The organism is Maritimibacter alkaliphilus HTCC2654, from assembly GCF_000152805.1.
Lineage (GTDB): Bacteria > Pseudomonadota > Alphaproteobacteria > Rhodobacterales > Rhodobacteraceae > Maritimibacter > Maritimibacter alkaliphilus.
In genome coordinates this window covers 3,729,957-3,752,552 of record NZ_CH902578.1, presented here as the reverse complement: position 1 = coordinate 3,752,552, position 22,596 = coordinate 3,729,957, and the positions used below count along the sequence as shown (strand labels likewise).

Below are 22,596 nucleotides of genomic sequence, written 5' to 3'. Positions count from 1 at the left end.
ACGATGCTTTTGCTCGCAAGACGGACCTTCGGTCTTCTGATTTTCCTCGTGATCTGGGAAATCGTGACCGCGACCGGCCTCGTGTCGCCCGACTACATGCCCCGGCTGGCCTTGATCGGGGCCGCCATCTGGGCCTTCGTGACCAGCGGCGATTTCTGGCTGAACTTCTTCGCCACCGTCCAGCGAATGCTGATCGGTCTCTCGGTCGCGGTGGTCATCGCCATCGCTGTCGCGCTGGTCGCCGCGCGTTTCGCGCTTCTGCGCCGCGCGCTGGAGCCGATCACCGACATCCTGCGTTCGCTGCCACCCCCGGCGCTGGTGCCGCTTCTGATCTTCGTGCTCGGGATCACGCCCGCGCTGTTTTACTTCGTCATCATCTTCGGCTGCATGTGGGCCACCTACATCTCGGCTTCGAACGCGCTGTCGACGGTCGAGCCGGTGCAGGTGAACACCGCCAAAATCTATGGCCTGACAGACTGGCAGATCCTGTGGCAGATCCGTCTGCCCGCCGCGATGCCCGAGATCTTCACCGGCATCCGACTGTCCGCCTCGGTCTCGCTCCTCGCGACCACGGCGACCGAGATGCTGCTGGGCGGTCAGGGTCTGGGCGCGATGATCTATAACGCGGGCTTCAGCCTGCTGTGGGATCAGATGTACGCGCTCATGTTCATCATCGGCCTTTTGGGTATCGCCATGAATTTCCTCGTCGCCGCCGTGCGCTATCCGCTGGCCGGCTGGCAGAGCCGCTATTCCGCTATGGGAGCCGCCGCGTAATGGACAGGTTCATCAATGGCCGCATCAACTGGCCCGGCATCATCTTCATCCTGCTGATCCTTGTCGTCTGGGAAGTCTGGGCGATGATCGCGGACAGTTTCTATTTCCCGCGCGCCAGTGCCGTCGCGCTGACGATTGTCGAGGATTGGGGGAACCTCTGGGCCGCCACGCTCGACACCCTGCGCCGCGCGGCCATCGGATTTGCGATCGCGCTCGTCACCATGCTGCCGCTGGGCATCGTCCTGGGCCGCGTCCGCGTGCTGGGCGAGATCGTCGAGCCGGTGCTGGAGTTCTTCCGCCCCCTCCCCCCCATCGCGGTGGTGCCATTGGCCATCATGCTTCTGGGCATCGGGGACGCGGCCAAGCTGGTCGTCGTGGTCTGGGGCGCGTCTTTTCCCATCGTCATCAACACCATCGACGCGGTGAAGGTGCAGGACCCGATGCAGGCCCGCCTCGCCCGCTCGCTGCGCCTGACGACGTGGGAGCGGATGACGATGATCGACCTGCCCGCCGCCCTGCCCCGCATCTTCGCGGGCATCAAGCTGGGGATCACCGTCGCGCTTCTGCTGACCGTCGTGTCCGAGATCATCGTGTCCACCAACGGGCTGGGCGATTACCTGCGCATCGCCCAATCCGATTTCTCGATGACCCGCGTGATGACCGCGCTGATCGTGATCGCCATCGTCTCGGTCATCGTGAACGGCGCGACGAACTGGGCCAACCGCCGTCTTCTGGACTGGCACTATCGCCGCTCGGCGCTTGCCGGTCGGCAATAAATCCACCACCCGCACAAACGAGGTGCCACCATGGCCAAGGCCAAGAACATCCTGTTCATCATGTTCGACCAACTGCGCTGGGATTATCTGAGCTGCTACGGCCACCCGCACCTCGACACGCCGAACATCGACCGGATCGCCAAGATGGGCGTGCGTTTCACCAATGCGCGCATCCAGTCGCCGCTCTGCGGACCCAGCCGGATGTCGACCTATACCGGGCGCTACGTGCACAGCCACGGGGCGGCATGGAACGGCTATCCGCTGAACGTGGGCGAGATGACCATGGGCGACCACCTGCGCAACATGGGGATGGACGCGGTTCTTGTCGGCAAGACCCACATGCAGGCCGATGCCGAAGGGATGCGGCGGCTGGGGCTGGAGCCCGACAGCCTGATCGGCGCGCGCGTGTCGGAATGTGGTTTCGACGCGTTCGAACGGGACGACGGGCTTGCCTTCGAGGGCAAGATCAAGGGCGGGCCGTTCCTCGAAACCCATTCGGCGGACAAGTACAACGCCTATCTGCGCGAAAAAGGCTACGAAGGTGAGAACCCGTGGCATGACTACGCCAATTCGGGCCTCGACGACGACGGCAACGTGCTGTCGGGCTGGTTCCTGAAGAACTCGACCGAGCCTGCGAACATCGCGGAGGAGGACAGCGAGACGCCTTATATGACCCGGCGTGGGATCGACTTCATCGAGCAGGCCGGGGATCGCCCGTGGTGCTGTCACCTGTCGCTGATAAAACCGCACTGGCCCTATATCGTGCCCGCGCCCTATCACGACATGTACGGGCCGGAGCATTTCATCGCGCCCGTTCGCGCCGAGGCCGAGAAGGACACCGACCACCCGGTCGTGCGCGGCATGATCGAAGCCCCGGTCGGCAAGAGCTTTTCGCAGGACCATGTGCGCGAGACGGTGCTGACCGCCTACATGGGTCTCATCAAGCAGATCGACGACCAGATGGGCGTGCTGTGGGCATATCTCGAAGAGTCGGGCCGGATGGAGGACACGATGATCGTCATCAACTCCGACCATGGCGATTACATCGGGGATCACTGGATGGGCGAGAAGATGTTCTTCCACGACACCTCGGTGAAAGTGCCGCTCATCATCTACGACCCCTCGCCCGATGCGGACGCGACACGGGGCACGACCTGCGACGCGCTGGTCGAAATGATCGACCTTGCCCCGACGTTCTACGAAGTGGCGGGCGGCGACGCGACGGATGTGGATCATATCCTCGAGGGCGAAAGCCTGATCCCGATCCTGCACGGGACGGCAAAGCGCACCAAGCGCGACGTCAGCTTCTGCGAATACGATTTCGGCCACACGCCGCAGGCCGAGCACATGGGGCTCGCCCCTGACGACAGCCGCATGTTTATGGTCGCGACCCATGACTGGAAACTCATCCATTTCGAAGGCGGCTTCCGGCCCGTGCTGTTCGACCTCAGGAACGACCCGAACGAACTGGTCGATCTGGGCAAGTCCCCGGACCATGCCGACACGATTGCCGAGATGTACGGCCACCTGCACCACTGGGCGCTGCGCAACTCGCAGCGGGTGACGGTGCCGACCAAACAGATCCTGTCGCGGCGCAAGAACATGGGGCCGGGATCGGGCATCATGATCGGGGTCTGGGCCCCCGAAGACGTGCCGCCGGGGTCGGTCGACCACTACGTGAACCGCACCGCGCAGGACAAACGCCCGGCGACCTGAGCGCGGGGCGTTTGCGCGTCACCCGTCGGGCCGCCCCGCACGGCCGAAGGGCGGGTCTCGGGCGTTTTACAACGCCTACCGCGTCACGATCAGCGCACCGCCCACGACGATGAGGAGCGCGATGGCGAGGTGTTTCCACTTCAGCGTCTCGCGCTTGAACACGAACAGACCCAGCAGCAACGCCCAGAGCGGAACCGTGCCGGAGAGCGGCGACACGAGCGTGAGGGTGCCCATCGTGAGGGCCGCGTTCAGCGCCAGAATCCCGGCCCCGTTCACGAGCCCGTTCAAGGCGAACCATCCGACGCCGGACCCGAAGCGCGTGCGGCCCTGCCGGTGGTGGAGGGCCAGCATGACGCCCAGGACGAGCGACGAGACGGTCGTGGTGACGAGCAGCGCGAAGAGCGGGCTGGGCACATCCTGCATCCCGAACTTCAGACCGGGTTGGCTGATTCCGCGCACGAGCGAGGCGCCGAGCGGCACGAGAATGGCCCAGAGCGGCCACCCCCGCTTGATCCCGCGCGGCGACCACGTGGCCAGAAGCAGCCCGGCGATGGTCAGGATCAGCCCGATCGCGGATTGAAGGCCAAGCGACTCGCCAAGGAACAGGACGCCGAGGCCGATCGCGATGACCGGGGTAAAGGCGGCGATGGAAGCGGTCAGCGCCGGACCGACGAGCGAGACGCCCGCGATCTGAAACCGTTGACCGAGTGCCGGAAAGAACACGCCCACGATGACGAAGATGAGCGTGCCGCGCGAGTTCCACCAGCTTGGATCGACGAAGAACGGTGCGGCCAGCCAACAGCACACGGCGACCACCGCCACCGACAGAAACGCGCCTGTCATCGTGTCGGTGTCGTCGAGCGCATGGCGCTGAATATGGTTACACAGGCCCCAGAGAGCGGCGGCGGCAAGCGACAGGGCGGCGGGCAGAATCGTTTCCATGTTAACCATCTAACGAGCGGGCCGACCCGGCGCCAGCCTCAGGCGTTCCAGTAGATGAGCGGCAAGCCCGCGACCGGCGACCGGAAATACGGGATCGTCGTGCCCTGAAGGCTGCCCAGATAGACCGTTTTCAGGTCCGGCCCCCCGAAGGTGAGCGAGGCCATCCAGCGACACTGCGGACCACCGCAGGCCTGCATGATCTCCGGCGTCACCTGCCCCTTGCGCCACGCCTCGTCCAGCCGGGCCAGCGCCGCCGGGTCACCGCCCGCGTCGAGAATGGTGAGCACGTCACCTTCGGGCGTGATCGCGACCAATTGGTCGGCCATGATGAGCGTCGTCCAGAGATTGCCGTAGGTGTCGAGCGCGATGCCGTCGCAGAAGCCCGGCAACACGGTCGGACCGTAGATTTCGCGATCCTTCAACGTATCGCCGTCGACCCGGAACCGGGTGATGTTCCGGCTGGTGGTTTCGGCGACGTAAAGCCAGTCCTCGTTCGCGTCGAAGCGCAACTCGTTGGTGCCGCACAGATCGTCGGCCACGATCCGCGCGCCGCGCTCGTCGATGAGGGCGATATAGCCGTCGCGGGAATTCGTTTTCACGTGCTCGGTCCAAGGGTTCATCGTGGTCGTCACGGTCAGCCAAAGTCGCCCTTTCGTGTCGCGGGTCACGAAATTGGCCTTGCCGAAGGGCCGCCCGTCCACGTTGTCGATCACCACGCTCGTCTCGCCGTCGCGCGTCATCCGCTCCACCCGGTCGGTGCCGAAATTCGCGATCAGGAAGTCGCCGTTCGCATCGAAGGTCAGGCCGTTGGGCAGGCTGCCGGTCGTGTTGACGAGGCGATCCTCGAACGAGGACGCGGTGTTCGCCTCGGTCCCCTTCTGAAGGATCAACGCCTGCGTCCCGTCCGGGTCGATGCGCATGACGCCGCCCCGGCCATCCGCGCTCCAGAGTGTGCCATCCTGTTCGGCCAGAATGCACTCCGGGCGTTCGAGGTCGTGCCCGATATAGGACAGCTCCGCCGGGGCGATCTGAAATCCGATCAGGGGGTTGGTCATGCCTGCCTCCTTTCGCCACACCGCACCCGCCAAACCATCCGCAACTATGGATCGGGCCAATACCTTACCGCGAAAAAAGAAATGCGCCGGACGGCCGGGATTCCTTGTCTCTGCACGATCCGGGACTTATTACTTGGTCAACTGTTCAATTTGCAAGACGGGACGTCCAGAATGAAGATTGCGGTGATTGGCGCGGGTGGGTTCGTCGGACAACGGGTCGCCCGTCGGCTGGCCAGTGATCCCGAAATCGAGCGCATCGCGATGGTCGACCGCGTCGACATGCCCACCCCGGACGGCAAACCCGTCACGACCCATGTCGGCGACTTCGCGAACCCTGCCCTGCGGGATGCGGCGCTGGACGGGGCCGATGCGGTGATCCTGCTCGCGGCGATCCTCGGCGGAGCGGCGGAAGCGGACTATGCGCTGGCGCGGGCCGTGAACGTGGACGCGACCCTCGGGCTGTTCGAGCATCTGCGCGACACGCGGCCCGACACGCGGATGGTCTTTGCCTCGACCATCGCGGTCTATGCCAAACCCCTGCCCGACCCGGTGACGGATGCGACGCCCTTTGCCCCCACGATGATCTACGGCGCGCAGAAACTGATGATGGAGGTCGCCCTGTCGAACTTCGCCGCGCGCGGCTGGCTTGACGGTGTGTCACTGCGCCCCTCCGGCGTTATGGCGCGGGACGGGGCCGACGCGGGGCTGAAGACAGCCTTCATGTCGCGGCTGTTTTGGTGCGTGAAACGCGGCGAGGACATCACGCTCCCGGTGGCCGAGGACAGCCGCACATGGCTCACCTCGGTCGACAACGTGGCCGCCAACTTCGTCCACGGTGCGATGCTGACGGACATCGGGCCGGACAGGGCGTTCACCCTGCCCGCGCTTTCGCTCACCTTCGGGGAGCTGGTGGCGGCGCTCAAATCCCGGTTCCCGGACAGCCCTTCGACCGTCACCTTCGCACCGGACCCCGAGATCGTCGCGCTGTTCGGATCGTACCCGCGTCTGGAAACCGCGACGGCGGACCGGCTGGGCTTTACCCGCGATACGGATGCGGCCGCTCTTGTCGCCGCCGCGATGATCTGACACCGAACAAGAACAACCCACTGGGAGGACAGAATGAAATTCGCAACCATGCCCGATGGCACCAAGGACGGGCGGCTTTTCATCGTCAGTCGCGACCTGACCCGGATCGAACCGGCCAAGGGCGCCCACACGATGCAGGAGTTGATGGAACGCTGGGACGAGGTCGAGATCCAGCTCGAAATGGAATACGAAGCGGTCAACAACGGGCTTGGCGGCGGGTTCGAACCTGCCGCCGCACTCGCCCCCCTGCCGCGCGCGTGGCAATGGCTGGACGGGTCGGCCTTTGACAGCCACGGCGACCTGATGGACAAGGTCTTCGGCATGGAGGACAAGTTCAAGCCTCCGTTTCCCTATATGTATCAGGGGGTTTCGTCGAAGTTCTACGGGCCGACGCAGGACGTGAAATTCCCAACCGAAGACGATTTCATCGACTTCGAGGGCGAGTTCGGCATCATCACCGACGAGGTGCCGCTGGGCACGTCGGCCACGGATGCGCGCAAGCACATCCGGCTGATCGTGCAGATCAACGACTGGTCCCTGCGCCGGATCGCGCCGCTGGAGATGAAATCGGGCTTCGGTTGGGTCATGGCCAAACCGCCCTGCGCCATGGCGCCCATCGCCGTGACGCCGGACGAGCTTGGCGACGCATGGCGCGACGCGCGCGTGGACCTGCCGCTAAACGTCTGGTGGAACGGCGAGAAATTCGGCGCGGCTAACGGCTATGCCATGTCCGTCGGGTTCGACCAGTTGGTCGCGCACGCCGCCTATTCCCGCGATCTCGTGGCCGGAACGGTCATCGGCTCGGGCACCGTGTCGAACGAAACCTACCGCGAAGTCGGCTCGTCCTGCATCGCCGAGCGTCGGGGCATCGAAATGATCGACGAGGGCGAAGCCAGGACCGCGTTCATGCGCTTCGGCGACACGGTGAAGATGGAAGTCTTCGACGCGGACGGACAATCGGTTTTCGGCGCGATCGACCAGAAAGTCGTCGCGGCTTGATTTTCTCCCAGTTGCCCTCGGGCAATGGACTGGCGGCCCTTTGCGGGCCGCCTTTTTTGTGCGGCCCGGAAGTGGACAGTATTGACCGGAACGCGCGACAAGTGGACACTCATGTCCACAACGCGAACGGGAGGGTGCGAAATGGCCGAAAACTGGGATGAAAGCGTCGATGTGATCGTGGTCGGGTCGGGTGCCGCGGGGCTGCTGGCCTCGATCAAGGCGGCGGATGCGGGGAAATCCGTCCTGCTCATCGAAAAGACCGACAAGTGGGGCGGCACATCGGCCCTGTCGGGCGGCGGGGTCTGGGTGCCGAACAACCACCTGATGAAGGCCGATGGCGCGGCGGATTCCCCGCAGGAGGCGCTGACCTATATGGAGGACGTGATCGAGGAGGTCGGCCCCTGCTCGTCGCGCCAGCGCAAGCTGTCCTACATCGCCAACGCCCCGCGCATGGCGGAATACGCCGAGAAGATGGGGTTTCGCTGGCAGCGCGCGCCGAACTATCCCGACTATTACCCCGACCGGCCCGGCGGCAAGATCGGGCGGATCATCGAAGGCCAGACCTTCGACGCGAACAAGCTGGGCGCGTGGAAGGACAGTCAGCGCAAGGGCGAACAGGACGCCCCCGCGATGGCCTTTGCCACCGATGACGTCTACCTGCTGCCGCTTGCCACCCGGACGCTGAAAGCCGCGCTCAGGTTGGCGAAAATTCTGCTGACGACGGCGGCGTGGCGGATCACCGGGCGGATGCCCCAGACCATCGGGCAGACCCTGACCGGGCAGCTCATGCACATCTTCACGACAAAGACCAATGCCGAAATCCGGCTCAACACGGCGCTTGCGGGCTTCGTGCAGTCGGAGGGCCGTGTCACGGGCCTTGTCATCGATGAGAACGGCACGACCAAACGGATAGAGGCCAAGACGGGTGTCTTGCTGTCGGCGGGCGGGTTCGCCCACAATCCCGAATTCCGCGCGGCGCATCAGCCCGTGGACGGCACGTGGTCCTCGGCCAGCCCCAAGGATACGGGCGACGGTATCCGCCTGACGATGAACGAGATGGACGTGGGCCTCGCCCTGATGGACGAAGCGTGGTGGGGCCCCTCGACGCTCTACCCAGACGGCACCACGGGGTTCCCGGTGTGGGAGCGGTCGCTGCCGCATTCGATCATGGTGGATCAGACCGGGGCGCGGTTCTGCAACGAAAGCGAAAGCTATGTGGATGCGGGGCGGGCGCAGCTTGACCGGAACGAACAGGTCGCGGCGATCCCCGCGTGGCTCATCATGGATGCCCGGCATCGCAAGCGGTACATGTTCGGCACCGCGCCGGGCGGACGCACGCCGCAGGACTGGCTGGAGAGCGGGTTCTTGATAAAGGCCGACAGCATCGACGATCTGGCCGCGAAGACCGGGGTGGACGTGGACGGGCTGAAAGCCACCATCGCGCGGTTCAACGGGTTCGCGGACAGGGGCGTGGACGAGGATTTTCAGCGCGGGCGCACGGCCTACGACAATTACTACGGCGATCCGCGCGTGAAGCCGAATCCGAACCTAGGACGGATCGAACAGGCACCGTTCTGGGCGACCAAGATCTACCCCGGCGATCTGGGCACCAAGGGCGGTCTGGTGACGGACGAATTCGCCCGCGTGCTGACTTCGGACGGCAAGGTGATCGAAGGCCTCTATGCGACCGGCAACAACACGGCGAGCGTCATGGGCCGCACCTATCCCGGCCCCGGCGCGACGCTTGGCCCCGCACTGACCTTCGGCTTCGTCGCCGCCAGCCACATGGCGGGCGAGACGGTGCCCGTGCCGAACGTATAAGACCGGGGCGAGCGCGACCCCGCGACAGCACTGACTTGCTCACAGAAGAAGGCCCGGATAATCAAAGGTATGGGACAGAAAAAGATGCGCGCTGACGGTCTTCGGAACCGCGAAGCGATTCTGAAGGCGGCAGCCGACGTGTTCGCGCGGGACGGTTTCGTGATCGCGCTGGACCGGATCGCGGTCGAGGCCGGCGTCGGACGCGCCACGCTCTACCGTAACTTTTCGAACCGTTCCGTCCTCGCCATGGCGGTATTCGAGCAAAATGTAGCACGTTTCGAACAATTGGCGGAAAAGGTGTCGGCCACGCCGCAGGGGTTCCGGTTCATGCTGGACGCCTTGGCCGAAGACATCGCCGCCCATGCCGCACTGGGTCAGGCGCTTGCCCTGACCGAGGCCGAAAGCGACCTCAGCGACCTTCGGGATCGGGTCGTCGAAGTGCTCGACCGGTTCCGGCGGTCGGGGATCGAAGCGGGCGAGTTGCGGCCGGATTTCCACCGTGACGACATCGCCCTTCTGGTCGATACCCTCGGCCTCGGTCTGCAACCGGGGGATCGTGCGCGTCGCGCGGTTCAGGTCGCGCGCATGGTCGAATTGTTCAGCACCGGGATTTCCAGTCGCTGACCGAAAAAGGGCGGCCGTCGTGGCCGCCCTCCTCCACCCATTCGCATGTCGTCAGTAGGGCTGCGCGATCGCAGCCAGCGATTGCCCCATGAGCGGGCCGATCTTATCCATCCCGGCCCCCTCCTGCTCCAACTCGCCCAGTTTCAGCGAATTGCCGACGACCAGTTTTCCGCGCGGCAGGCGGCGGGCCATGAACGCATCGATCCCGCCTTCGAACGTGTCGGCCTTGTCCAGTTCCTCGACAAGCACGATCGCATCCTCGACGGCCATCCCGGCCCCCGAGGCCAGATGCGGCGTCGTGGCATGGGCCGCATCCCCGATGAGCAGCACCCGGCCCACGTTCCACGGCCCGTCGATCAGGATCGATTCCAGCGGACGGGCAAGGATCGGCGTGTCCTCGTCCATCTCGTCGCGGATGCCCGCAAGCTCGCCCCCGAACGGCATGAGAAGCTGGCGCAGCTTCGGCAGAAGCTCTTCTTCCTTGTAGAACGGCTTTTCTTTCACGTTTTCCAGCAGGAACAGATACATCCGGTCCTTGGCGTAAGGCGTGAAGCCGACCTTGACCGGCCCCATGAACATCTTGGCCTTTTCCCAATGCTGCGGCAGCGTCATCTGCGCGCGCCAGCAGACCTGACCCGTGTATTCCGGCTTGGGCGCGTCCGGCATCACCATCTCGCGCACCTTGGAAAACAGCCCGTCCGCCCCGATGACGAGGTCATAGGTGCCCGTCGTTCCGTCGGTGAAACGGGCCGTGACGGCAAGCCCGTCCTGCTCCAGCGCCGTGACGGTGGTGCCGGTGCGGATGGTCACGCCAAGATCGCGCATCCGGTTCACCATCATGTCGTGAAGGACCGGGCGCATCACGCCGCCCTCGCCCGGCACGTCCGGCGAATAAAGGCGCGGGGCCTCGATATCGTCGATGACGTTGCCGACCGGGTCGCACATGGTCAGGCCGTCGTGCAGGTGCCCCTTCTCGATCAGGTCGTCGGCAAAGCCCAAGTCGCAGAGCGCCCGGCAGGTCAGCGACGACAGGGTCACGCCCGTCCCTGCCGCACCCCAGTTCTCTTCGATATCGACCAGGTCGACGGTCACACCGTTTTCGGCCAAGCGGATCGCAGCCGCAGGTCCCCCCACACCGCCGCCGACGATCAACGCCGTCTTGACGTGTTTCGACAGGTTACCGCTCATCGTGTCCTCCCACGGAAATTCCTCACCGCGCGACAGTAGCGGGCCGTGAGCTAGCGGTGAAATAGATTGATTTAATGCGTCGTATCCACCGCGCCGATAGCCAGACCGCGCGCCTGTTCGTGGATCTTTTCGCGCACCCAGGCGAGGCATTCGTCGCCGTCGGAATAGGTGTGCCACTGGATGCTCTCGACCAGCGGTGGAATGTCGATCGGACAGCGGAGAAGCCTGAGCGGCATCTGCCGGGCGAAGATATCGGCCATCGAGCGGTGCATGAGCGCAAGGTAATCGGTGCCTTCGATCATGAAGGGCAGCGCCGAGAAGCTGCCGACGACGATGGCGATGTCGCGCTCGCGCCCGTCCTTGTTCTGGATGAACCACGCCTCGTAGGATGGCGTGTGGCTTTCGAACATCACGGTCGCATGGCGGGCCGCGAAGAACTGATCCTCGGTGATCGTATCGCCGAACTGCGTATTGCCGGACCATGCGATCACCACGTAATCGTCGGTGAAGAACTGCTCGGACGGGTGATCGGGCGAGATGTAAAGCTCGGGCATGAGCAGAAGGTCGACCTCGCCCCGCTCGATCTTTTCGTGGGGTTTGTTGGCGGGTTGCTGAATGTCGATGGTCAGACCCGGCGCGGATTTCCCAATTTCGCGCACCGCCTCGCGCAGAACGGAAATCGTGATGAAGTCGGACGAGATGATGCGCAGGATGCGCACCGCGGTCGAGGGGTCGAATTCCGGCGACTGGATGATGGTGCCGTCGATCTGGACGAGGGCCGAGCGCACCTTGCCGGACAGCGCCGTGGCGCGCGGGGTCAGCACCATCTGCCGCCCGACCTGCACAAGCAGATCGTCGTTAAAATACTCCCTGAGCCGCGCGAGTGCGCCGGAGGTGGCCGATTGGCTGAGAAACAGTTTCTCGGCCGCCCGGCTGACGTTCTTCTCCCGAAGCAGCACGTCGAGCGCAACGAGCAGGTTGAGATCGAGCCCTTTGAAGCGCATGTCCATCCTATCTGGAAAACGGATTGAAGTTATCCGAATTAGCGGTTTTGTAAATAGTTGCGCGGCTGGCACAAGGGCTGCAGGAGGATCGCGATGAACATCTCGGACATTTTCGGGCTGACCGGCAAACGCGCTTTGGTCACCGGCGGCGCAACAGGTATCGGGCGCGCCATTGCCGAAGCCTTCGTGGCCGCGGGCGCGCGGGTCGTCATCGCCGGGGACCGGGCGGAGGAGGTGTCTGACGTGGCGGGCCGGATCGGCGCGACCGGGATTCACGCGGTGCTTGGAACCCGGAGCGCAGCCGAGGCGCTTGCCCGCGATGCGAAGGCCGCGCTAGGTGGCCCCATCGACATCCTCGTCTCGAACGCGGGCGTCGAGGGGCCGGTTAATGGCCTCTCAAACCTCGACGAGGCGGGCTATATGGGTGCCTTCGACGTGAACCTTCACGCCGCCACCTGGCTTTCCGCCGCGCTCATTCCCGACATGGCGGCGGCGGGCGGCGGTGCGATCATCCTCATGGCCTCGCTGTCGGCGGTGCGCGGCAACAAGGCGATCGCGACCTATTCGATGACCAAAGCCGCCCTCGCCCAGCTTGCCCGCAACATCGCGGTCGCCCACGGACCGGACAACATCCGCGCCAATGCCATCGCGCCGGGGTTGATCGAAACGCCGTTCTCACGCGGCCTGATGGCGAACGCCGAGTTCATGGCGCGCCGGATGCAGGCGACGCCCCTGCGCCGTGTCGGTCAGCCGTCGGAAATCGCGGCCACCGCGCTCTGGCTCGCCTCGCCCGGCGGGGCTTTTACCACCGGGCAGACCATCGTGGTGGATGGTGGCACCCTGATCCACGACGGAAGCTAGGCCCGCCCCGCTCCCTTTTTCGTGTCACACGCAGCCCAAGTTGGCCTCACCACGCAGTCGCGCCGCCGTCGATCCGAAAATCCGCGCCGGTGACGAACCCGCTTTCGTCCGAGGCGAGGTAGACCGCCAGATGGCCGATGTCGGTGGTCGTGCCCAGCCGCCCGACCATGAGTTTGGCGCGCACGTTGTCCATGAGCGGGCCATCCAGATGCTGCTCGGTTTCCTCGGTCACGGTGAACCCCGGCGCGATGGAATTGGCGCGGATGCCGAACGGCCCGCCCTCCATCGCCATCTGCCGCGTCATGGCATAGGCCGCGCCTTTGCCGGCGGTATGGGCGATGGCGGGCAGGCCCTTGAGCGCGGTGTGCGTGTTGGCCGAGGCGAAGTTGATGATCGACGCGGCACCCGAGGCTTCGAGAAGGCGCCAGTGCGCGCGGGTGACGAGAAAGACCGTGTCGATCTCGCCCTTCGTGGTCGTGTGAAAATCCGCGAGCGCCATGTCCGGGATCGGTGCGAAGCGGACGATGGCTGCGGCGTTTACCAGAACGTCGACCGCGCTGAGGGCCTCCGCCGCCGCCTCGCCCAGCCCTCCGGCCCCGTCCTCGGTCGTGAGGTCCGCCACATGGGTCAGGATCGAGGGGTGTTCGCCCGCCAACCGGCCCAGCGCATCCGCGTCGATATCGCAGGCGAGCACCTTTGCCCCCTGCCCCGCGAACATCACCGCGATCTGTCGCCCGATGCCGCGCCCGGCGCCTGTGACGACGGCGCGTTTCCCTGCCAGCCGCTCAGTCATCGAAAATCGCCACGCAGCGGGTCCAGCCGGCCGAGCCGCCTTCGACCTTCACCGGGAAGGCCGCGACGGTGTAGCCGGTGGGCGGCAGGTCTTCGAGGTTGTGGAGTTTTTCCATGTGGCAATAGACCGTCTCGGCACCCGCCTTGTGCCCCTCCCACAGAAGCGATTTGTCCCCGGTCTCGGCGATCGCCTGTTTCTGATAGGCGAGCGGCGCGTCCCAGCCCCAAGCGTCGATGCCGCAGACCTTCATGCCGCGCGCGGTGAGGTATAGCGTCGCCTCGCGCCCCATGCCGATGCCGCGGGCAAGGTAATCGTCTTCGCCATACCGCACCCCGGCGGCGGTGTTCACAAGCACGATATCGCCCGGTTGCAGGTCATGGCCGATCCGCGCCAGTTCCGCCTCGACCTCGGCCGCCGTGACGACATGGCCGTCGGGCAGATTGCGGAAATCGAGCTTCACACCCGGCCCCATGCACCACTCCAGCGGCACCTCGTCGATGGTGATCGCGCGTTCGCCGTTGTTCATGGTCGGATGGTAATGCCACGGCGCATCCATGTGCGTGCCGACATGGGTGGTGATCTGAAGATCCTCCGACGCAGGGCCCGCCCCGCCCAGCATATCCGATGCCTCAAGCCCCGCCATCGGGGCGAATTCCGCCGCACCGAAGGCGTGGTCGCGATAGGTGATCTTGGGCAGAAGCGGTGGCGGATCGCTGGCGATCCCCGCTTTCAGCGGAACGGACAGGTCGACGATGCGACGGGCCATCTGGGCCTCCTCGGTCAATTATGGGGTCGGCCCGGTCTTGGGCGCATCCCGTGTTTGTAAGGTGCGGCGAGGAAGACCTCGCCATCGCGGATGTCGAGTGCGACGGGGATCAGCCTGTCGCCAAGGCAAGGCCCCTGAACGCACAGCCCGCTGTCGATCTCGAACAGCGCGCCATGCGCGCCGCAGACGATCCGGTCGCGGTCGGCGTTCAGGAATTCGTCCTTCTTCCATGCCATCCGCGCATTGTCGTAATGCGGGCAGTTGTTGCGCCATGCGACCAGCCTGTCGCCCTGCCGCACGATGAACATGGTGTCCCGCCCCTCGCCCAGCGGATCGAAGCCCCGCGAATGTCCATCGCGCAGATCCTCGACCCGGCACAGGGCGCGGGTCACGGTGACGGGCGGTCTGTCGTCAATCGCCAGGGGCACCGGGGAACCACTTCTCGGTGTTCTCGAACAGGAAGACCTGCGCCGTCTGCGGCCCGGCTTCGACAAAGCGCGGCTCCCAGTCGTCGTCGTGCAGGTCCATGTCCGCGTCGAATTCGAAATGCGTCATGAGCGGGCAGTTGAAATACCAGAACCAGTTCGAGCCGAACACGTGCCGCCCCGGCCCCCAGAAAGATTCCCACCCTTTCTGGATCATCCGGCTGCCCGCCAGCATCAACTCGGTCGGCCCCTGCATGTGGAACGCGATGTGTTCCAGCCCCGCCATGTGCGGCGGCGTGTCGAGCAGGAACATCGTGTGGTGATCGCGGCAGGCCTGCGGGCGCAGGAACGGGCCGACATTGGTGAAGCGGTCGGTCAGAACGAACTTGAGCCGTTCCATGTAGAACGCTTCGTGCTTTTTGATGTCCGGCGAGAAATAGACGATATGCGACAGGGTGCGCGGCTTGCAGGCGGCGTCCTGCGTGGTGCCAAGCTGATTTTCCAGACGCGCGGGTTCCGCGCCGGGGCTATTCACCCGTTCCGGTTCAAGATCGGTCTTGATCCGTTTGGTCACTTGGAACTTCAGGGCGAAACCGCAGTCGTCCTCACAGGTGATCGACCCGTCGGGATGGCGCGTCACCTCGCGGTCGGTCGACAGTTCCGCCTCGATCTCGTCGATGACATTCGCGCTTTCGACGCCATAGACCGTCTGGCGCAGCGTGTTGCCCGAAGGCAGCGCAGCGGGCAGGTCGGCGTCGTCGCGTTTCCAGACCGACACGCAGGTCGCGTCGAGCGCGGAAAACGTGCCGCCCTTGCCTTCGGTCCAAGCGGTTTCGTCGAGACCGTAGTCCGTCAGGAACGCGCGGCAGGCGTCGAGGTCGTCGACCCCGAACACAATCTCATCGGGTCCGATGATACGCATGGTTGTCCTCCCAATTCGTCGTCAGCGGCCAACCTATGATCCCGCTTGGTATTGGAGAAATTGTTTGTTCCCATCCACGCTATCCACGAAACAGATACCTTGGGTGCACCGATTCAATTTCACATTGGTCGCTCGTCTAATTAGCGTCCGCCCAACATCTGAGGAGGGACGTGCATGGCACTTTTCGAGTATTTTCCGAACTACGTGTGGAACCTGTCGCTGTCGATCGCGATGGCATCCGGCGCCGAGCTTGGCGAGATCATGGATATGTCGAAGCCCTTGCTTGAAAAGGCGGAAGCGGGCGAGGACGCGGGAACGGCGGAGTTCCTGAAGGAATGGATGAAAAAGGCCAACGACCTGATCGCGCAGGCGGAAGAGGACGAGGGCAAGGATCGGCTCTTTTCGGCCGGTGACAAGCTGCGCCGGGCCAGTCTCTACCTGCTGACCGCCGAACGGATGCAGGGCCACGGTCATCCGGGGCGCAAGGAAACCTTCGCCAAGGCACTGGAATGTTTCGACAAATACGCGCGCTATCGAAACGAGAACTGCGAGCGGGTCGAGATTCCCTATGGCGACAAGGTGATCCCCGCCTATTTCACCAAGGGCGAGGGCATCGAAGGCGAAGGCCCCTGCGTCGTGTTCCTGAACGGGCTCGATTCCAACAAGGAGCTGCTTTACTGGACCTGGCTGCCGCACGAACTGGCGCGGCGCGGCATCTCGACCCTGTGCGTCGATCAGCCCGGCACGGGTGAATCGATCCGGCTTCAGGGTCTTCACGCCACCTATGACAGCGAACGCTGGGGCACGCCGGTCTATGAATACGCCGCAAGCCGCCCGGATGTGGATGCCGCCCGCGTCGGCTGCTCGGGTATTTCGCTGGGCGGCTACTACGTGCCGCGTGTCGTCGCGAACGAGCCGCGCTATGCCTCGGGTGCGGTCTGGGGCGCCAACCACAATTGGGCCGAAGTGCAGGAAAAGCGGATGCGCCGCGAGGGCGAGAACCCTGTGCCGCACTATTGGCACCACGTCTGGTGGGTGTTCGACGCGACCGATCAGGACGACTTCATGGAAAAGGCCAAGGGCATGGACCTGACTGGCCAGATGGAGAAGATCAAGGTGCCGTTCCTGATCACCCACGGCGAAAACGACCGCCAGATCGGGCTGGAATACGCGCACCAAAGTTACGACCAACTGGTCAACAGCCCGCGCCGCGAGATGAAGATTTTCACGCCCTACGAGGGCGGAGTCGAGCATGTCGGGGCCGACAATATGTCCTACGGCCGCTCGCTGATCGCGGACTGGTTCGCCGAAACGCTTGGCGGGCACACCAAGTAATCTAAAACTCACGATTTTTCAGGGGCATCGACGCGTTCGGTGCCCCTTTTCACGCCCGGGGCTTCATGCGAGGGTTGCGTGATGTATGGCCGGGCCTCGCCCCGGTTGAATAAGGCGCGCGAGACCCGGACATGGTCGACCCTTTCCAACCTCACATCCTGATTATGGATGACGACCCCGACTTCGGGTTCCTGCTCGAGGTGAGCCTGCGCAAGATCGGATACCGGGTCACGGTCGTCGCACGGGGGGCGGCGGCTCTGGAAATCCTCTCGCGCGAAGCGGTCGACCTGCTCATCACCGACATCTACGTAAGAGACCTTGGCCGACCCGTGGCCGACGGGGGCCTGCTTCTCATCAACCGGGTGCGGCGACCGGGGCCCGAGTCCGAGATCATGGCCCCGCCGGATCTTCCGATCATCGCGGTGTCGGGTGCCACCGGCCACACGGGTCAGGAACATCTGCTCAGGATCGCCGGAAGCCTTGGCGCGGACGAGGTGTTGACGAAACCCTTCCACCCGGAGCAGCTGAACCGGATCATTGGCGACCTGCTCGCGCGACGTCAGGCGGGGAACGATCAGTGACACGGGGGCGTGCGGCCAGCACGATGCTGTCGACCGGCCGCAAGATCTGGACCGGTGCGGTCGCGGTTCTGATCGTCTTGATCCTCGCCGTCGGGTCCATCGCGCTTTACCGCACCGTTCTCGATTCCGAAGCCGACATGGAACTGGTCACCGGCGAGGTGCCGCGGATCGTCGGCGGGTTGGAGCGGGCCATCGGCTACGGCGGTTTCATCCACAACTTCAAGAACCACGTTCTGCGTGCGGATGTCGGGCGCTACGGCGAAGCGGCACGGGCCGACTATCAGACGGCGATGGAGTTGCTCGACGCTCTGGACGAATTGGGCGCAGAGGTCGGAGTCCCGATCCAAAGCGAAGATCTGCGGGCGACGCTGGCCGAGTATCACGCCATGCTGGACGAGATCGACAGGCTTCACGCCAGCGGGGCCTCGCCCGGCGAGATCGACGCGGCGGTGCGCCTGCCGGATGAGGATGCGGTGGCCAATCTGGTCGACATCCAGTTGCAATTCGACGCCGCCCTGAGCGCGGAACTCGACCGCAACCGGCTGCGCATCACGGCGCTCGTCGTGTCCCTGATCGGTGCCTTCTTCCTTGGCAACCTTCTGATCGCCCTGACCCTCGTGTCGTCGCAACGGGCCAAGGCGCGCGACACCAGTCGGATCGCGGCGCTGAATGCGCGTCTGAACGCGATTTTGGAAACGGCGCAGAGCGGTATTCTGGGATTGGACAAGGGCGGCTCCATCGTTGCCGACAACGCCGGGGCGCGGGCGATCCTTCCGCCGGAGGTGTTCGGGGCCGGTGCCGACTGGCCCGACCTGATCCCGACACGCGGCGTGGACGACATGGAACCCCTGACCGGGACCGCGAACCCTTTCGTCCGCGCTGCACGGGGCGAGACGATCCGCGACGCGCTCGTCATCATCGGGGATGGCGAGATGCCGCGCTATCTCAAGGTGTCCAGTGCGCCCATCGCCACGCGGCCTTCCGAGGATGTTCAGGCGGTCGTGCTGCTGGACGATGTGAGCGAGCTTGAGCGCAACAGGCAACAGGCCGAGCGCGCGGCGCGGCTCGACGCACTTGGGCAACTGACCGGCGGGATCGCGCATGACTTCAACAACCTGCTGGGCACCATCGAGTACGCCGTCGAGCTTGCCCGCGACGACGTGTCGGAGACCGGGAACCGCTATCTCGACACGGCGCGCAACGCGGTCCGGCGCGGCGCCGATCTGACCCGGCGGATGCTGACCTTCGCGCGCCGCCAGCCGGGAGCGCCTCGGTCGCACGATGTGGCGGCCCTGATGGCGAATGTCGCGGAACTGTCGCGCCCGGCGCTCGACGCGTCGATCCGGCTGGAGATCGTCGAGCCGGAAACACCGCTTTGGGTCCAATGCGACGACGGGCAGTTCGAGAACGCGGTTCTGAACCTCGTGCTAAATAGCCGCGACGCGATCCGGGCCAGTGGACATGGCAGCACGATCACCGTCCGGGCGCGCGCGCTCGACGGCATGTCGTCGCGCCAGTTGGGGCGTCCGGGGCCGGACGGGGGCGCACGCGATTTCGTGGAGTTTTCGGTCAGCGACGACGGGCCGGGCATGAGTGCCGAGGTGCGCCGCCGCGCGACCGACCCGTTTTTCACCACGAAGGGCCAGCAGGACGGTACCGGGTTGGGCCTGTCGGTGGTCTACGGCTTCGTCGAGCAATCCGGCGGCGTTTTGAAAATCTATTCCGAGGTCGGGCGCGGCACCACCGTGCGTCTGATACTGCCGCGCGGGAGTGCCGAAGGCGCCGCGCCGCGCCGCTCCACCGATCAGCCCGTCACGCCCGGTGCGGGCGAACACATCCTCGTCGTCGACGATCAGCCCGATCTGCTCGCCATCACGCGCGACATGCTCGAAGGGTTCGGCTACCGCGTGACCACCGCCCGGTCGGGTGCAGAAGCCCTCGAATGGTTGGGGAGTGCGGGGCCTTGCGATCTGCTCCTCACGGATGTGGTCATGCCGGGGATGAGCGGCTTCGAAATCGCCGCCGCCGTGCGCGCGATGGCCCCGAAAGTGCCCGTGATCTACATGTCCGGGTATACCGGCATTTCGGACGAGCAGATGGGCGACGTGGTCGCGCCTGTCGTGCAGAAGCCGTCACCCCCCGGTGAGCTGTCGGCGCTGATCCGCGCGGGGCTGGACGGGCATCACGCAGCCTGACCCGGCACCCCCGTTCAGGGGGAGCGGCCAAGTTGACGCGACGGGGCGATTGTGACAGGAGTCCGCGCGACCGGGCCACCGCGGGGGCGGCCTGAAAACACTGTGGAAAACATGCCGACGACCGTGATCGATACCGCCCGCGATGTTCTCTTGTCCGAGGCCGCGGCGCTCACCACGCTTGCAGACAGCCTGCCCGCAGATTTCGAGGCCGCCGCGCAGCTGATCCTCGACCGAAACGGCAAGGTCGTGGTTGGTGGCGTGGGCAAGTCGGGCCATATCGGGCGCAAGATCGCGGCCACCCTGTCGTCCACCGGGTCGCCCGCGTTCTTCATCCATCCGACTGAGGCCGCGCATGGCGACCTTGGGATGATCGAAGAGCATGACACGGCGCTTTTGATCTCGAACTCGGGCGAGACCAGCGAGCTTCTGGTAATGATCGAATTCTGCCAGCGGTTCGACATTCCGATCATCGGGATTTCCTCCGTCCCCGGCTCGACCCTGATGTTGGCCTCGCAATGCCAGCTTCTTCTACCGAAAGTGCCGGAGGCCTGCCCGATCCGGCTGGCCCCCATGACCTCGACCACCATGACGCTGGCCTTGGGCGATGCGCTGGCGGCGAGCCTGATGCAGAAGCGCGGCTTCAGCCCCACCGATTTCGGCGTGTTCCACCCCGGCGGCAAGCTGGGCGTGCAGTTGATGCGCGTGGGTCAGGTGATGCATGACGGCGACCGCCTGCCGATCCTGACGCCGGACACGCCGATGAAGGAAGCCGTTCTGACGATTTCGGAAAAGGGCTTTGGCACCGCCGGGATCATGGAGGGCGACAAGCTTACGGGCATCATCACCGACGGCGACGTGCGCCGCAACATCGACGGGCTTTTCGACAAGACCGCGCGAGACATCATGACCAAGACGCCGATCACGACCAAGACTGACGTGCCGGTCAGTCAGGCGCTGTCGAAGATCGAAGAACACGCGGTTTCGGCCCTTTTCGTGGTGGATGCGGATGGCAAGCCCATCGGGATCGTCCACCTTCACGACCTTCTACGCTTGGGTGTCCAATGAAGACCGTCATCCTGATCCCTGCCCGCTATGCCTCCACCCGCTATCCCGGCAAGCCGCTGGTCACGGTTCGTCAGCCGGACGGAAGCCACAAGTCGTTGATCCAGATGTCGTGGGAGGCCGCCTGTTCGGTGCCCGGTGTGGACGCGGTCTATGTCGCCACCGATGACGCGCGGATCGAGGATGCGGCCAAGCGGTTCGGGGCCGAGGTCATCATGACCTCGCGCGACTGCGAAAACGGCACGGCGCGCTGCGCCGATGCGGTGACGAACGGGGGGCTGGATGCGGACCTGATCGTCAACCTGCAAGGCGACGCGCCGCTCACCCCGCCGTGGTTCGTGGAGGCGCTGATCGACGAGATGAAGCGTGACCCGGACGCGGTGATGGCGACGCCGATCATCCGCTGCGACCGCGAGACCTATGGGAATTTCGTCGAGGACCGCAAGAACGGCATGGTCGGCGGCACGACCGCCGTGCGCGACAATGCGGGCAACGCGCTCTACTTCTCGAAAGAGGTGATCCCGTGGCTCGACCCGAAAAAGGTCGCGGACATGGACCCGATCCCGGTGTTTCACCATGTCGGTGTGTATGCGTACCGTCGCCAGACCCTGCTGGATTATGCCGCGTGGGGCGAGTGCGAGTTGGAGCAACTCGAAGGGTTGGAGCAGCTTCGTTTCCTCGCCAACGGCGCGTCGGTGCGCTGCGTCGAAGTGGACGGGCGCGGTCGGGTGTTCTGGGAACTCAACAACCCGCATGACACCGCCCGGATCGAACAGGCACTGGAGGCCATCGCACAATGACCAAGACCGTCGATATCCTCGACCTGACCGTGGGCGGCGAGAACCCCGTCGCCTTCATCCTCGGCCCCTGCCAGCTTGAAAGCCTCGACCATGCCCGGATGATGGCCGAAAAGATCGCGGCGGCCTGCGAGAGCGCGGGTGCCAAGTTCATCTTCAAGTCGAGCTACGACAAGGCGAACCGCTCGTCGATCTCGACCAAGCGCGGCCTTGGGATGGACGAGGGTCTGACGATCCTGTCGAAAATCCGCGACGAGTTCGGCGTGCCGGTTCTGACCGACGTTCACGACGCGCATCAATGCGGCCCTGTGGGCGAAGCGGTCGACGTGCTGCAAATCCCCGCGTTTCTGTGCCGCCAGACCGATTTGCTTTTGGCGGCTGGCGAGACAGGCCGCGCGATCAACGTCAAGAAAGGCCAGTTCTTGGCACCCTGGGACATTGGCAACGTGGCCGATAAGATCGCCTCGACCGGCAATGAAAAGATCATGCTCTGCGACCGGGGCACATCCTTCGGGTACAACACGCTCGTCACCGATTTCCGGGGCCTGCCGATCATGGCCCAGACCGGATACCCGGTGGTGTTCGACGCGACCCATTCGGTGCAGCAGCCGGGCGGGCAAGGCACGACCTCGGGCGGGCAGCGCGAATTCGCGCCGATCCTCGCGCGGGCGGCCTGTGCGGTGGGCGTGTCCGCCGTGTTCCTCGAAACCCACGAAGACCCGGACAACGCACCTTCGGACGGCCCGAACATGATCCCGGTCGACGAGCTTGCCGGCGTTCTCACCGCGCTCGTGCGCTACGACGCGTTGACGCGGGAACTCATTCAGTAGACCACTGATCCTTATTGCGCCGCGGCATCAGACGACGAGGACCA

At 64.8% G+C, this 22,596-nt stretch carries 22 protein-coding genes; 14 read left to right on the top strand and 8 right to left on the bottom strand.

Features of this window, described 5'->3' with window-relative positions:
• The first annotated feature begins 3 nt into the window (after positions 1-3).
• The 3 genes from RB2654_RS19375 to RB2654_RS19365 are packed head-to-tail and all read left to right on the top strand — an operon-like array spanning position 4 to position 3,266.
• Positions 4-774 carry an ABC transporter permease gene (locus tag RB2654_RS19375; RefSeq protein WP_008334985.1) on the top strand — a complete coding sequence of 257 codons (771 nt, stop codon included), beginning with the start codon at positions 4-6 and terminating at the stop codon, positions 772-774.
• Complete coding sequence (locus RB2654_RS19370) at positions 774-1,550, top strand: ABC transporter permease (RefSeq protein WP_008334984.1); 777 nt, start codon at positions 774-776, stop codon at positions 1,548-1,550. Before RB2654_RS19375 ends, RB2654_RS19370 begins: the two co-directional genes overlap by 1 nt.
• 30 nt (positions 1,551-1,580) lie before the next feature.
• Complete coding sequence (locus RB2654_RS19365; protein ID WP_008334982.1) at positions 1,581-3,266, top strand: sulfatase-like hydrolase/transferase; 1,686 nt, start codon at positions 1,581-1,583, stop codon at positions 3,264-3,266.
• Positions 3,267-3,341: 75 nt separating this feature from the next.
• Here the strand turns inward: RB2654_RS19365 and RB2654_RS19360 are convergent, their stop codons facing one another.
• Complete coding sequence (locus tag RB2654_RS19360; RefSeq protein ID WP_008334980.1) at positions 3,342-4,208, bottom strand: DMT family transporter; 867 nt, start codon at positions 4,206-4,208, stop codon at positions 3,342-3,344.
• A gap of 38 nt (positions 4,209-4,246) precedes the next feature.
• Positions 4,247-5,263, bottom strand: a complete 1,017-nt coding sequence (locus RB2654_RS19355) for an SMP-30/gluconolactonase/LRE family protein (RefSeq protein ID WP_040885303.1) — start codon at positions 5,261-5,263, stop codon at positions 4,247-4,249.
• 171 nt (positions 5,264-5,434) lie between these two features.
• On the opposite strand from RB2654_RS19355, the gene RB2654_RS19350 reads away from it, so the two are divergent.
• The 4 genes from RB2654_RS19350 to RB2654_RS19335 all read left to right on the top strand — a co-directional run bounded on the left by RB2654_RS19350 (position 5,435) and on the right by RB2654_RS19335 (position 9,793).
• On the top strand, positions 5,435-6,349 hold the full coding sequence (locus RB2654_RS19350; protein ID WP_008334977.1) for an SDR family oxidoreductase: 915 nt from the start codon (positions 5,435-5,437) through the stop codon (positions 6,347-6,349).
• Positions 6,350-6,382: 33 nt separating this feature from the next.
• A complete protein-coding gene (locus RB2654_RS19345) occupies positions 6,383-7,348 on the top strand; it encodes a fumarylacetoacetate hydrolase family protein (protein WP_008334967.1) in 966 nt (321 codons plus the stop codon).
• A gap of 141 nt (positions 7,349-7,489) precedes the next feature.
• Positions 7,490-9,169 carry an FAD-dependent oxidoreductase gene (locus RB2654_RS19340; protein WP_008334961.1) on the top strand — a complete coding sequence of 560 codons (1,680 nt, stop codon included), beginning with the start codon at positions 7,490-7,492 and terminating at the stop codon, positions 9,167-9,169.
• Between the two features lie 84 nt (positions 9,170-9,253).
• Positions 9,254-9,793: a TetR family transcriptional regulator gene (locus RB2654_RS19335; protein WP_161600708.1), complete on the top strand. Its 540-nt coding sequence runs from the start codon at positions 9,254-9,256 to the stop codon at positions 9,791-9,793.
• Between the two features lie 51 nt (positions 9,794-9,844).
• Here the strand turns inward: RB2654_RS19335 and RB2654_RS19330 are convergent, their stop codons facing one another.
• Together RB2654_RS19330 and RB2654_RS19325 are read right to left on the bottom strand one after the other, a co-directional pair.
• Positions 9,845-10,981, bottom strand: coding sequence for an FAD-dependent monooxygenase (locus RB2654_RS19330; protein WP_008334959.1), 1,137 nt, complete (start codon positions 10,979-10,981; stop codon positions 9,845-9,847).
• 71 nt (positions 10,982-11,052) lie between these two features.
• Positions 11,053-11,991: a LysR family transcriptional regulator gene (locus tag RB2654_RS19325; RefSeq protein WP_008334958.1), complete on the bottom strand. Its 939-nt coding sequence runs from the start codon at positions 11,989-11,991 to the stop codon at positions 11,053-11,055.
• Between the two features lie 87 nt (positions 11,992-12,078).
• On the opposite strand from RB2654_RS19325, the gene RB2654_RS19320 reads away from it, so the two are divergent.
• Positions 12,079-12,846 (top strand): SDR family NAD(P)-dependent oxidoreductase, encoded by a 768-nt coding sequence (locus RB2654_RS19320; RefSeq protein WP_008334956.1) that lies wholly within the window; start codon positions 12,079-12,081, stop codon positions 12,844-12,846.
• A gap of 46 nt (positions 12,847-12,892) precedes the next feature.
• Here RB2654_RS19320 and RB2654_RS19315 read toward each other — a convergent pair whose 3' ends face one another.
• The 4 genes from RB2654_RS19315 to RB2654_RS19300 are packed head-to-tail and all read right to left on the bottom strand — an operon-like array spanning position 12,893 to position 15,752.
• On the bottom strand, positions 12,893-13,639 hold the full coding sequence (locus RB2654_RS19315) for an SDR family NAD(P)-dependent oxidoreductase (RefSeq protein WP_008334951.1): 747 nt from the start codon (positions 13,637-13,639) through the stop codon (positions 12,893-12,895).
• Positions 13,632-14,405 (bottom strand): cyclase family protein, encoded by a 774-nt coding sequence (locus tag RB2654_RS19310; RefSeq protein WP_040885299.1) that lies wholly within the window; start codon positions 14,403-14,405, stop codon positions 13,632-13,634. The genes RB2654_RS19315 and RB2654_RS19310 overlap by 8 nt, the downstream gene beginning before the upstream one ends.
• Before the next feature lie 14 nt (positions 14,406-14,419).
• Complete coding sequence (locus RB2654_RS19305; protein WP_040885873.1) at positions 14,420-14,797, bottom strand: Rieske (2Fe-2S) protein; 378 nt, start codon at positions 14,795-14,797, stop codon at positions 14,420-14,422.
• Between the two features lie 19 nt (positions 14,798-14,816).
• Complete coding sequence (locus RB2654_RS19300; protein ID WP_008334947.1) at positions 14,817-15,752, bottom strand: VOC family protein; 936 nt, start codon at positions 15,750-15,752, stop codon at positions 14,817-14,819.
• Between the two features lie 174 nt (positions 15,753-15,926).
• Here RB2654_RS19300 and RB2654_RS19295 point away from each other — a divergent pair, with 174 nt between their 5' ends.
• From RB2654_RS19295 to kdsA, 6 genes are all read left to right on the top strand, one after another.
• A complete protein-coding gene (locus RB2654_RS19295) occupies positions 15,927-17,087 on the top strand; it encodes an alpha/beta hydrolase family protein (RefSeq protein WP_008334946.1) in 1,161 nt (386 codons plus the stop codon).
• Positions 17,088-17,218: 131 nt separating this feature from the next.
• Positions 17,219-17,668, top strand: coding sequence for a response regulator (locus tag RB2654_RS19290; protein WP_040885296.1), 450 nt, complete (start codon positions 17,219-17,221; stop codon positions 17,666-17,668).
• Entirely contained in the window at positions 17,665-19,863 is a 2,199-nt protein-coding gene (locus RB2654_RS19285; RefSeq protein WP_008334944.1) for an ATP-binding protein, read from the top strand. The genes RB2654_RS19290 and RB2654_RS19285 overlap by 4 nt, the downstream gene beginning before the upstream one ends.
• A gap of 111 nt (positions 19,864-19,974) precedes the next feature.
• Positions 19,975-20,928, top strand: a complete 954-nt coding sequence (locus RB2654_RS19280) for a KpsF/GutQ family sugar-phosphate isomerase (protein ID WP_040885871.1) — start codon at positions 19,975-19,977, stop codon at positions 20,926-20,928.
• On the top strand, positions 20,925-21,725 hold the full coding sequence (locus tag RB2654_RS19275) for a 3-deoxy-manno-octulosonate cytidylyltransferase (protein WP_008334941.1): 801 nt from the start codon (positions 20,925-20,927) through the stop codon (positions 21,723-21,725). The genes RB2654_RS19280 and RB2654_RS19275 overlap by 4 nt, the downstream gene beginning before the upstream one ends.
• Complete coding sequence (gene kdsA / locus RB2654_RS19270; protein WP_008334939.1) at positions 21,722-22,552, top strand: 3-deoxy-8-phosphooctulonate synthase; 831 nt, start codon at positions 21,722-21,724, stop codon at positions 22,550-22,552. Before RB2654_RS19275 ends, kdsA begins: the two co-directional genes overlap by 4 nt.
• Positions 22,553-22,596 lie beyond the last annotated feature (44 nt).